The organism is Acidocella aquatica (genome assembly GCF_030160635.1).
GTDB classification, from domain to species: Bacteria; Pseudomonadota; Alphaproteobacteria; order Acetobacterales; family Acetobacteraceae; genus Acidocella; species Acidocella aquatica.
The window spans coordinates 50,559-61,732 of record NZ_BSOS01000025.1 but is presented as its reverse complement, the minus strand read 5'-3'; the positions used below and the strand labels follow the sequence as shown (position 1 = coordinate 61,732).

13 protein-coding genes are annotated in these 11,174 nt (G+C 58.6%); 9 read left to right on the top strand and 4 right to left on the bottom strand.

Annotated features, from left to right (window positions below; genetic code table 11):
• Positions 1–915: ABC transporter permease (locus tag QQJ84_RS06230; RefSeq protein ID WP_284257254.1), on the bottom strand; the 915-nt coding region annotated here is incomplete at its 3' end.
• Between the two features lie 38 nt (positions 916–953).
• Here QQJ84_RS06230 and QQJ84_RS06225 point away from each other — a divergent pair.
• Entirely contained in the window at positions 954–1,628 is a 675-nt protein-coding gene (locus QQJ84_RS06225; RefSeq protein WP_408861852.1) for a tyrosine-protein phosphatase, read from the top strand.
• Between the two features lie 51 nt (positions 1,629–1,679).
• Here QQJ84_RS06225 and QQJ84_RS06220 read toward each other — a convergent pair whose 3' ends face one another.
• Together QQJ84_RS06220 and QQJ84_RS06215 are read right to left on the bottom strand one after the other, a co-directional pair.
• Positions 1,680–2,093, bottom strand: a complete 414-nt coding sequence (locus QQJ84_RS06220; protein WP_284257253.1) for a c-type cytochrome — start codon at positions 2,091–2,093, stop codon at positions 1,680–1,682.
• Positions 2,094–2,324: 231 nt separating this feature from the next.
• Positions 2,325–2,636 (bottom strand): Rieske (2Fe-2S) protein, encoded by a 312-nt coding sequence (locus tag QQJ84_RS06215; protein ID WP_284257252.1) that lies wholly within the window; start codon positions 2,634–2,636, stop codon positions 2,325–2,327.
• A gap of 163 nt (positions 2,637–2,799) precedes the next feature.
• Here QQJ84_RS06215 and QQJ84_RS06210 point away from each other — a divergent pair, with 163 nt between their 5' ends.
• From QQJ84_RS06210 to QQJ84_RS06195, 4 genes are read left to right on the top strand one after another with little or no spacing between them, the layout of a single operon-like run.
• On the top strand, positions 2,800–4,056 hold the full coding sequence (locus QQJ84_RS06210) for a cytochrome P450 (RefSeq protein ID WP_284257251.1): 1,257 nt from the start codon (positions 2,800–2,802) through the stop codon (positions 4,054–4,056).
• A gap of 58 nt (positions 4,057–4,114) precedes the next feature.
• Positions 4,115–5,458, top strand: coding sequence for an aromatic ring-hydroxylating oxygenase subunit alpha (locus QQJ84_RS06205; RefSeq protein WP_284257249.1), 1,344 nt, complete (start codon positions 4,115–4,117; stop codon positions 5,456–5,458).
• 11 nt (positions 5,459–5,469) lie between these two features.
• Complete coding sequence (locus QQJ84_RS06200; RefSeq protein ID WP_284257248.1) at positions 5,470–5,964, top strand: aromatic-ring-hydroxylating dioxygenase subunit beta; 495 nt, start codon at positions 5,470–5,472, stop codon at positions 5,962–5,964.
• Positions 5,965–5,989: 25 nt separating this feature from the next.
• Positions 5,990–6,895: a VOC family protein gene (locus QQJ84_RS06195; RefSeq protein ID WP_348522668.1), complete on the top strand. Its 906-nt coding sequence runs from the start codon at positions 5,990–5,992 to the stop codon at positions 6,893–6,895.
• 51 nt (positions 6,896–6,946) lie between these two features.
• On the opposite strand, the gene QQJ84_RS06190 is transcribed toward QQJ84_RS06195, so the two are convergent.
• The gene (locus QQJ84_RS06190; protein ID WP_284257246.1) at positions 6,947–8,608 is read right to left on the bottom strand and encodes a putative bifunctional diguanylate cyclase/phosphodiesterase; all 1,662 of its coding nucleotides are present in this window, start codon (positions 8,606–8,608) and stop codon (positions 6,947–6,949) included.
• 154 nt (positions 8,609–8,762) lie between these two features.
• Between QQJ84_RS06190 and QQJ84_RS06185 the strand changes: the two genes are divergently transcribed.
• The 4 genes from QQJ84_RS06185 to QQJ84_RS06170 are packed head-to-tail and all read left to right on the top strand — an operon-like array spanning position 8,763 to position 10,984.
• Positions 8,763–9,317 carry a NifU family protein gene (locus QQJ84_RS06185; RefSeq protein ID WP_284257245.1) on the top strand — a complete coding sequence of 185 codons (555 nt, stop codon included), beginning with the start codon at positions 8,763–8,765 and terminating at the stop codon, positions 9,315–9,317.
• 16 nt (positions 9,318–9,333) lie between these two features.
• The gene (locus QQJ84_RS06180) at positions 9,334–9,921 is read left to right on the top strand and encodes a malonic semialdehyde reductase (RefSeq protein ID WP_284257244.1); all 588 of its coding nucleotides are present in this window, start codon (positions 9,334–9,336) and stop codon (positions 9,919–9,921) included.
• A gap of 2 nt (positions 9,922–9,923) precedes the next feature.
• Complete coding sequence (gene tsaB, locus QQJ84_RS06175) at positions 9,924–10,559, top strand: tRNA (adenosine(37)-N6)-threonylcarbamoyltransferase complex dimerization subunit type 1 TsaB (RefSeq protein WP_284257257.1); 636 nt, start codon at positions 9,924–9,926, stop codon at positions 10,557–10,559.
• Positions 10,560–10,561: 2 nt separating this feature from the next.
• Complete coding sequence (locus QQJ84_RS06170) at positions 10,562–10,984, top strand: GNAT family N-acetyltransferase (protein WP_284257243.1); 423 nt, start codon at positions 10,562–10,564, stop codon at positions 10,982–10,984.
• Positions 10,985–11,174 lie beyond the last annotated feature (190 nt).

Sequence of the window (11,174 nt, the reverse complement as noted above, 5' to 3'; positions counted from 1 at the left end):
GCCCAGCGCGCGCAAGGGGCGGCTGGCGATGAGCAGGGCCGAGATGAAGCCCATGAAATTGCCCACACCGCTGCCGCCGGTGGCGTTGCGCCAGCCCTCGAAGCCGATGACCATGGCCACCGCGAGGCCGCCCAGCACTTCGAGCATCGGGTCCAGCCGGGAGCGGATCTGGGTCATGCGCAGCAGCGAGTGGTAGAGCTGGTCGAAGGTTTTGTTGGCGCGTTTCTGCTCGTGCTTCTCCAGGCCGTAGGCGCGCACGGTGCGGGCCTGGGCGAAACTCTCGTTCAACATGGCGGCGGCCTGGCCCATCTGGCCCTGCATGCCGTCCGAGGCATGGCGCATGCGCTGGCCGATTTTTTGCACCGGGATGCCGGCCAGCGGGTAGAGCACGGCGGCGATTAGGCTTAATTTCCAGTCGATCACGATCATGGTGACAACCAGCCCGGCCAGGGTGGTGGCGTCGGCCACGGCGCTCACCGCGCGGGCCATGGCGTCACGGATGACGGTGGCATCGGTGGTGAAACGGGCGGCGATCTGCGCCGGGGCCTCGCGCTCCACCCGCGCCAGGGAGGCGTTGGAGAGGTGGCGGAACATGGCCACCTGGAGGCGGCGGATCACCTGGAGCACCATGTCCTGCGTCAGCACGGACTGGAAATACATCGAGAGGCCCTTGATGGTGGTGATGATAAGCACCAGCACCGGCACCTGGTAGAGGATGCGCGGGTCTTTATGGGAGAACATGTCGAAGGCCCATTTGATCAGCGCCGGATAGGCCGCCGTGGTACCCGACATCACCAGTGTCGCGACCACGATGAGCACAATGCGCCCGCGGTAGTGGCGCACATGGTCGCGCCATAAGCGATAGATGAGCGAGGTGGTGGATTTCTGCTGGGTCATGGAACTGGGGTTAAGCATATTTTGGCTCTGCCACAAATCAGGCTAGGGATATGGGCATGGACACGATTTATAAAGGCGACCTCTCCACTAAGGCCGGCAGGCGCAATGCCTGGATTGATGCGCTGTTCGTCGATCATGCGGTGCTGCGCATTCTCTGGACCAATTTCGCGGCGGTGAAGCCTGGGCGGCTTTATCGCTCCAACCACCCGACACCTGGCAATCTGGCGCAATTCACGCGCAGGACGGGGCTGAAAAGCCTGATTAACCTGCGCGGGCGGGCGGAAAATGGCTCGGATGCACTCTCACGCGAGGCGGCGGCACGGCTGGGGCTGGATTTTTATGACATGCCGATGGAGTCGCGCGGGGCGCCGCATAAGGACCGGATTTTACGGCTGGCGGCAATTTACCAGACCATGCGCGGCCCGGCTCTGGTGCACTGCAAATCCGGCGCGGACCGTGCGGGGCTGGCGGCGGGCTTGTTCGTGCTGATCGACGGCGGCACGGCCGCGGAGGCGCTCAAGCAGCTTTCGTTGCGCTTTGGCCATATCAAACAGGCCAACACCGGGATTCTGGATGCGTTCTTCCTCACCTACCAGCGCGAGGGCGAGGCGAGGGGCAAGAGCTTTTTGGACTGGGTGCGGGAGGATTATTCAGAGGATGATCTGCGCGAGCACTTCCGGGCGAATTCGCTGGCCGGGTTTGTCAACGACAAGGTGCTTCGGCGGGAATAGCCGGGCGAGGATGGGTGGCGCCTTGCTCACCCATCCCGCATGCGGCGAAGCTTATGAATGCAGTGTGTGCAGATAGGCGATGATCGCCTCTGCGTCTGCGGTGGTGAGACGTCCTTTCCAGGCGGGCATCGGCTGGTCCAGCCTGTCGCCATCTTCGTCCTTGGCTTCCAGGATCGCGCGCAGAAGCAATTTGTCGCTGGATTTATAGGTTGTCTCCAGCCCCGGGGCGCGCAGGTCAGCCGATACGGCGTTGCCGAACTTCATGCCGCCCGAGCCGTCGGCACGGTGACAGGAGGCGCAGTTGGCGGCGAAGAGCTTGGCGCCGGTGGCGAGCTGGGAGCTGGTTGTCTGCGGGGCGGTTGTCTGGGCCAGCGCGGGCCAGGCCAGGCCAGTGCAGACGAGCAGTGCTGTCAGCGGCAGGGCGGCGCCGCGTGTTTTTTGTTTTGGCGTTCGTTGAATTAGCATCGGTTCCTCGGAGGTTACCGCTGAATTCTAGCACGGCCATACGGCATTTTTGTGACATTTGGAACAATAATTAGCGATATGGCGAAACCCGGCGTCCTGGTTCGCCGGGTGCTGGGCAAATACCATCAGAAGCGCGCTGCCTGCTCAGCAGCTGTATCAAGATATGATCGGGCAGGGAGGCTGACAAATACGGTGCGCCCTATCGCCGGTAAACATGTGTTTATCCCGAGCCTATGTCTCGATGAACACGCTGCCATTCTCGATGCGGACCGGATAGGTTCGTACCGGTGTCGGACATGGGCCGCTGAGAGCCTCGCCCGTGCGCAGATCAAACGTGTTTTCATGCCAGCCGCAAATCACTTTATGTCCGTCCTGCTGACCTTCAAGGCTGAGTGAAGCGCCTGCGTGCGTGCAGGCATCCTGAATCACAAAAATCTCTTCGCCAAGCTTGTAGACGGCAAAAGCATCATGCCCGGGCACAATGGCCTGGAATGCCTCGTCCTCCGGGATGTCGCTGACTTGGCATAATAGCAGATTTTGCATGGAGAATCCTTGAATTATGTTCGTATGGTTGACCAATGATTTATGATATTCGCGCTTCCGCCAGAGGGCTTTGACTTGGATCAAGGACACAAACCTATTATAAGCTTAGTTGTAGATCAACAAGCATATTATATCCCAGATCAATAATGGGATTGGAGGTTATATGTCCTTACAAGAAAAAATCAGTCCGCAAGATATGGATTTCAGCATGGGCGATTTGGAATCGATCTCGGATGAAAAATTATTGCCGGCACTTGCGCGCCTGCGCGAGCATGCCCCGGTTTATTGGAGTGAGCGGAACCGTTGCTGGCAAATCACGAAATACGATGATATCGCGGCGGCATTTCAGGATATGCGGTTCTCGAATGTGCGTCTCTCCTTCTCGGCCCTTCGCTCCATACCCGAGCCTGAGCGCGCGCAACGGATACCCAACCTGCTACGCTATATCCAGGGCTGGATCGTGAATGTCGACGGCGATACCCATAAGCGCCTGCGCAGCGTCACGACCAAGGCATTGAGCAAAAAATTCGTTGATTCCCTGAAGCCGCTGATTCAAAGTCTTTCTGTCGAGCTGACTGAAAAAGCCGTAAAATTACATGAGTGCGATTTCGCGAGGGACATTGCATATTTTCTCCCGGCGACCGTGATACTGACATTGCTTGGCCTGCCACTTGAGCATTTGGAGAAAGTGCGGGAATGGAACAGGGCGATTACGGCGGGTCTTTCGGCCGCGTTCGCGTCCGCGGAGGCGTTGATAAACGCTGATAGGGCGATTGCCGAAATGAACAGCATGCTGCGTGTGGAAATCGCAAAACGCCTGGCGGCGCCACAGCAGGATTTTCTGACCCAGCTGGTGACACTGGCCGATGATTCCAACAATGTTTTGTCCGAGGATGAAGTGCTCGGGCTTTGCCATATTTTCTTGACGGCAGGGCACGAGACAACGGTTAACTCGCTTGTGATGGGACTGGCCGCGTTGGTCAAAAATCCAGACCAGCAGAAAATTCTGCTTGGCGGCGCGGTAGAGCCGCTGGGTGCGCTGCAGGAGTTGCTGCGTTATATCGGGATGTCGACCGTGCAACCTCGTGTTGCCGCCACGGATTTTGAATTTGCTGGCCAGCAGATCAAAAAAGGTGATGTTGCTTTTCTTTGGATTCTCTCGGCGAATAATGATCCGCAGAGATTTCCCGAACCCGGAAAGCTTGATTTTACGCGCGGCAATGTTGGAGATGTCGTGACATTCGGGCCTGGCCTGCATCACTGCGTTGGCCATTATCTGGCGCGGATCGAGCTGGATATCTTCTTCAGGGCGTTTCTTCCGAAATTCTCAAAAATTGAAATTTTAGAGGAAAAGCCTGTATTGTCACCGACACTAACATTCAGGGGATTTGCGCATCTGAACGCGCGCTTTACCGTTTAGCCGGTTAAAATCCATGAATTAACCGGGATAGATTCAAAAGTTTATCAGGAGATAGTCCATGACATTCAAGTCCGTCGCCTTTGAGCGGCTGGTCGATGTTGACCGGGCCAAAGGCCGTTTTCGTATAAATCGGGCAGCCTATAAGAGCCAGGAAGTTTTTGACCGTGAAAAGGCGGCGATTTTTGATAAATGCTGGCTTTATCTTGGGCACAAGTCGGAAATCGTTAATCCGGGCGACTATGTGCGGCGGACGGTTGCGGGGCGCAATCTGATTTTTGCCCGGGATCGTAACGGAGAAATCCGCGCATTGGTTAATGCCTGCACCCATCGCGGCGCGAGTATTTGCCGCGAGCCAAAGGGCAACACACGTAACTTTACCTGCCCCTATCATGGCTGGACGTTCGATCTCACGGGCAAGCTGGTTTCGACCTTCTCGAACGAAGGCTACCGCGAGGATTTGAATGAAGGTGGCAGATTGAACCTGCCGGTGCCGCCGAGACTTGATAATTACCGTGGCTTTTATTTTGTGAATTATAATCCCAGGGCGATTGCGCTGGTGGATTATCTGGCGGGCGCGAAAGAGGCGATCGATTCGTATTGCGACCAGGCTGAGGACGGCGAGGATGGGCTTTATGTTCTCAAGGGTGAGCACGCTTATTCAATCAATGCCAACTACAAATTTCTCGTGGAAAACAGCTACGACGGCTACCATGTCATCCCGACCCATATCAGCTATCTTGACTATCTGAAGGACCGGGCCGCCGGAACGGCGCAGGAGCAGGTGGTGGCGGATGTGGCCAATGTATTCAGGAGCAAAGGCAAGTTGACCTGCCTGGGAAATGGTCACGCCGTGCTCAGCTCATGGGTGCCGACCGGGCGCCCGGTTGCTTACTGGATCGACCGTTGGGGGCCGGAAGTTAAACGCCATATCGACGCCAACCGGGCGCGCCTTGTTGCGCGCTATGGCGTGGAGCGGGCGGCCTATTTGGCTGAAATGCAGAAGAATTTGGTAATTTTTCCGAACCTTGTGTTCAATGATAATGTTGGTCTGACCATACGCAACATTGAACCGGTTGGGCCAGGCAGGATACATGTTCGGGCATGGGGATTCGCGCATAAGGGAGAGGATGCCGAACTTCTAAAGATCCGCCTTGATAATTTCAATAATTTCCTCGGGCCGGCCGGCTTTGGTTCCGCGGATGATATTGAAATGCTGGAGCTGTGCCAGACCGGTATCGAGCATAGCCCAACTGAATGGACCGAACTTTCCAAGGGCATGGATACGGCCGCGCCTGATTTGCGGCTGCAGACCGGGGCGCCCGATGATGAATGCCAGATGCAGGCCTATTGGACACAATGGGACCGGACGATGCGCGGCCTGGATACGTTTGAGCAGGAATAAGGGAGGCATCCATGACGAGTAAAAACGAATTGCGGAATGATGTTGAGAGCTTCCTGTTTGACGAGGCGGAGCTGCTCGACAACTGGAAGCTCCCCGAATGGGCCTTGTTGTTTACGGCGGATGGAAAGTACGAGGTTGCCTCGATGAGTTCCGATCAGCCGCTGGTTGACGATCCGGCGACATCGATCTTTATTATTTCCGACGACCGGGAAGAGATCACCCTGCGGACGGACCGGTTGATGAAAAAAACCGCGCATTGTGAATTTCCTCATTCCAAGACCCGCCATCTTGTCAGTAATGTGCGGGCCAGGGAGGATGGTGATCTGGTGAAGGCGAAATCGAATTTCGCGACTTATCGCACCAAGGAGGGCCGGACTTCCATCTACATGGGCGAAGCGCATTATGTTCTGGAGCGTGCGGGAGAGAGTTTCCGTATTCGCCAGAAGCGTTGCGCCTTGGATCTTGATACGCTCAACGATCAAGGCCGGCTCACGATTATTCTCTGAGTTTTAACAACAATAGGCGCAAACCATGGCGACAGATTTTCGTTACCGGCGGCTTGGGTATCTGGTGCTTCAGGTCTCCGGCATCGCGCAGACCACGAAATTCATGATCGATGTGATCGGTTTGGATTTTGTGGATGAAACGAAGGAGGGTGGGCGATTTTTCCGCAGTGGTCCCAGCCATCATGACGTTCTTTTGATACCGGCAGCCACGCCCGCATTTGTGCGCTCGTCATGGGAGCTGGAAACCGATGACGATCTGGAGCGGGCATTTTCCCATTATGCAAAACTTGGTTTGAGCCCGAAATGGGTGCCGGACATTGAAGCACAGGCCCTGAGCCTGGAAAAGGCTTTCCGCGTTGTAGAGCCGGTGGTGCATACGGAGTTTGAGTATTATTCAAAGATGACATATATTTCGTCTCCGCTGCAAAACCGGCTGACCGGTTTTCAGGGGGGCAAACATTTCGGGCTTGCTGTCCCTGACCCGCGGATGCACACTGAATATCTGGTTAAAAATATGGGCTTTTTAACCTCGGACTATCTGGAAGGCTGGCCAGGGGCTTTGCTGCGGGCGTTCCCCAACCCAAATCATCACAGCTATGGCGCATTGGGCGGAAAAGCTGGATTCCATCATTTTGCATTCATGGTTAATACCATTGATGACATTGGCCGCCTGATGAACCGGGCTCAGAAATTGGGGGTGACCCCGCATTTTGGCATTGGGCGGCATCCGACATCGGGCAGCATTCATTTTTATGTTTATGACAATGATTTTTTTGTCTGGGAATATACGCTGGGGATGGAGCAATTCCCTGAACAGGGCGCGCGCGAGGCGAGAAGAATGTCTGCCCGGCCGGAGGATTTCGACCTTTGGGGCGCGGTGCCGGACGTTGTGGGGGCCAGCAAGCGGCCGCCATTCCTGACGTATGGATGATCTCGCTCAGCCGGTGAATGTTGCGGCGGCATCAAGCGGGTTATTCGGTCATTATAAAACGCTCGTCTGCGCATCAGGATGGCCAAACAGGTATCCCTGCATTTCGTCGCAGCCGAGTTCCATGAGGCTGAAGGCCTGTTCCATGCGCTCCACGCCTTCCGCCGTTACCTGAGCGCCGAGTTTGTGCGCCAGGCTGATCAGCGAGCCGACGATGGCGTGGCCCCGCGTGTCCTCGGGCAATCCGGCAACGAAGCGGCTGTCGATTTTCATGCGGTCGAAGCTGAAGCGGTGCATCATGTCCAACGAGGCGGTGCCGGTGCCAAAATCATCCAGCGCGATCCGCACGCCGAGCTTTTTCAGCTGGTGGAGCGTTATCAGCGCACCTTCACTGTCGACGGCTGGCTTGCTCTCGGTAATTTCAAGCTCCAGGCGCCCGGCCGGCAGGCCGCTTGCGGTAAGCGCCGCGCACACCTCGGCGAGCAGCTTGTTCTCGACGAGTTGCAGCGGCGAGACATTGACCGTGGTGCGTACGCCGGGCGGCCATTGCATTGCGGTGGTGCAGGCCGCGCGCAGCACAAATTCACCAAATATGCCGATCAACCCGCTCTGTTCGGCGATAGGGATAAAGACCGCGGGGGGAACGGGGCCATAAAGCGGGTGTTCCCAGCGCAGCAGGGCTTCATAGCCGGTCAGTTCGCCGTCCGGCGGGTTCCATTGCGGCTGGTAGACCACATGCAGCTGGTGCCGCTCAAGCGCGTGGCGCAGGTCGGCGTGGAGTTGCCGGTTGGCGATAATCTCCAACCCCGGCTCGTAGGCCTGGTGGCCGTGCCGGCCGCCGCGTTTAACGCTGTACATGGCGATATCCGCCTGACGCAGCAGCTCTTCCGGCCCTGTGCCGGGGTTGGAAAAATGCGTGATACCGACCGATGCCGAAACCCGGGTTTGCGATTGCCGCAGTTGCACCGGCACGGCGACCACCTCGCAGATTTCGGCCGCCACCCGCCGCGCCGCGTCTTGCAGGTTGAGCCCGCCGCGCAGAAGGATCCCGAATTCATCGCCCCCCAGGCGCGCCACTGTGTCTGAGGCGCGGACAGCCTCGGTCAGCCGCGCCGCGATCACGCGCAGTAATTCGTCTCCCGCCTCATGGCCGTAGGCGTCGTTCACGGCCTTGAAGCCGTCAAGGTCGATGAGCAGCACCGCGATATTATCCAGCTCCCGGTTGCTGTGGCTTACGGCCTCGCGCAGCCGTTCCTGAAACAGGGTGCGGTTGGGCAGGCCGGTCAACATGTCGTGACGGGAGTGAAAATGGCTCCGCGCGGCGGCTTCGCGGTAGATTGTCACATCATGAATGGTGCCCACGATAAACAACGCGCCCAGCCCCGGCCCCGGGCCCAGCCGCAGCGGGGTTTTGCGGATAACCACCTGCCGGTGCTCTCCTTGCGCATTGGTCAGCCGTTCCTCGCTTTCCACCGTTTCCCCGCGCGCGAACACCAGGTCATCAGTGCTCTGGAAGGCAGCGGCCTCATCCGGCGGAAAAGCGTCGTAGTCGGATTTGCCGAGCAGCGCGCTGCGCGGCTGCCCGAGCGCATCCTCCATGGCCCCGTTCATCAATACCCAGCGATGCCCGGCATCTTTCACGAAAACCGGGCTGGGTATGATGTCGATGATTTTTTGTAAGGCCTCGGCCGAGCCCAGCAGGCGTTGATGAAGCATGTGTCTTCGTAACGGGGAGCGGTTAACAGGCGCATAACCATTATGCCCCATGCGTGAGGCTCATTGTTGCTTCGCCTCTTGTCATGAGGGGCAAAACATCCGATTTAGATTGCAACCGGACCGCACTGGTCCAGATTGGATCGAGAGCAAACACATGTTTATTGAGACCGAAGGCACGCCGAACCCCGCAACGCTGAAATTTCTCCCCGGGCGGGAGATTTTAGGCGAGCTTACCGCCGATTTCGCCGATGCCGATGCGGCGCTGCTCTCGCCCCTGGCGGATGCGTTGTTTGGTCTGCCCGGCGTGGCGCGCGTGTTCCTGGGGGGGGATTTCGTCACGGTCACCAAAACCGCCGATGCCGAATGGGTAGCGCTGAAGCCCCAGGTGCTTGGGTTGTTGATGGAGCACCTGCTCAACAATCGCCCGATCGTGAACGAACATGCGCAGCTGCTGGCCGAGGATGTTGATCCGGCGGATGCGGAGATTGTGGCGCAAATCAAGGAGTTGCTGGACACGAGGGTTCGCCCGGCGGTGGCCGGCGATGGCGGGGACATCATCTTCCGTGGTTTTCGTGATGGCGTGGTCAGCCTGAAGATGCAGGGGTCCTGCGCTGGTTGCCCGTCCTCGACCGCGACGCTCAAACACGGCATCGAGAACATGCTGAAACACTACATTCCTGAGGTGTTGTCTGTTACACAGGCGGCCTGAAGAATAAGGAGTGGTCATGGTTCTGGACGACAGCGCGCTCGATATCCTGTTTCGCGGCGCCCGCACCAAGTGGGAATTTACCGAGGAGCCGATAACCGATGATGAGCTGAGGGCGCTCTATGATCTGGTGAAAATGGGGCCGACCTCGGCCAACTCCTGCCCTGGGCGCTTTGTGTTTATCCGCACAGCGGAGGGCAAGGAGAAGCTGAAGCCCGCATTGAGCGCCGGGAATCTGGAGAAGACCATGGCCGCCCCGGTGACTGTGATCGTGGCGCAGGATGCGTTGTTCTACACGCAGCTGCCCAAGCTCTATCCGCCGGCCGATGCAAAAGGATGGTTTTCTGGCAATCCGGACCTGGCGGAGGAGACGGCTTTCCGTAACTCCACGCTGCAGGGCGCGTATCTCATCATGGCGGCGCGCGCGATGGGGATCGATTGCGGGCCGATGTCGGGCTTCGATAAAACCATCGTGAACCGTGCCTTTTTCAGCCAGAACAGCTGGAAGGCGAATTTCCTCATCAACCTAGGCCACGCCAAGCCCGGCGAACATCCGTTCCCGCGCCTGCCCAAGCTCGACTTTGACGAGGCCGCGATTTTCGCTTGAGCATGCTGGCAATTGACGCATCGGGCGAGCGCGCCGGGATCGCCGTGCTGGCTGAAGACGGCAGCGTGACAGTTAGGCTTTTTGCGCCCGGCCGCCCGGGGTTGATCGAGACATTGCCGGTGCTGCTGCAACAAGCGGTGGCTGGGCGGCATATTACGCAGCTTGCGGTCACCATAGGCCCCGGCAGCTTTACCGGCCTGCGCACCGCTATCTCTCTGGCGCACGGCTTTGCCGCGGCGGCCGGCGTGCCGTTGATTGGCGTTACGGTGGCGGAGAGTTATGCGGCGGCGTTTCCGGTGTTGCACCGGCCGCTCTGGGTGGCAATCCGGGCGCGCAAAAACCGGATTTTCCTGATCCGTGATGGGGTTGCGCAGGCATTCGCCGATGCGGACCTGCCCCGGACCAAAAGCCCCGTGGCGGTGGCGGGGGATGCCGCCAATGAGGTGGCGGCGCTTCTGGCCGCGGCCGGGGGGGATGTGATGCTGACCAATGCCAGACGGCTGGACCCGGTGTGGGTTGCTCACGCCGCCATGGCACGGCAGGCGGCGGGGTTGCCCGCCCATTGCGTGCAGCCGGTTTATGTCGACCCGCCGGAGGCGAAGCTGCCCGCCGCTGGCCTGCGGCCGCCGCCGGTTTAACCATGGATGTGATCGAGGCAGGCCCCGCCTATGCGGCTGTTCTGGCGCGCCTCCATGCGGGGGCGTTCCCTGGTGACCCCTGGGACGAGCGCAGCTTTGCGACTCTGCTCGGCCAGCCCGGCGTGGTTTGTTTCGTCGACGAACGAGGCGGGTTTTTGCTGCTGCGCACTGTGCTGGACGAGGCGGAGATCCTCACCATCGGCGTCACCGCGCCCCGGCAGGGCATTGGCGGGGCGTTGATGCGCCAGGCGATTCGCGCGGCGGGCTGGCAGGGGGTTCGGACAATCCATCTGGAGGTCGCGGCGGATAATGCCGCCGCCCGCGCGCTGTATGCGTCGCTGGGCTTTACGCAAACGGGGTTTCGCAAGGCCTATTACCCGGATGGCGGCGACGCGCTGACACTTTGCCTGAAGCTGATAGGCTGAGCGGACCCGATATGCGCTTTTTTTGCAACAGCTACGCGAAATCTTCAACGCGGCACCAGTATTCACTGGCCCGGCGCGGGAAAACCTTGGTAGGTGCGTGTCATCAGATCGTAAGAAAAAATTCGCTGATCTGTCTGGGAGACTATTTTTTGCTTCGCTTTTTGCGCGGCCTTTGGCTTTTGGCAACTTT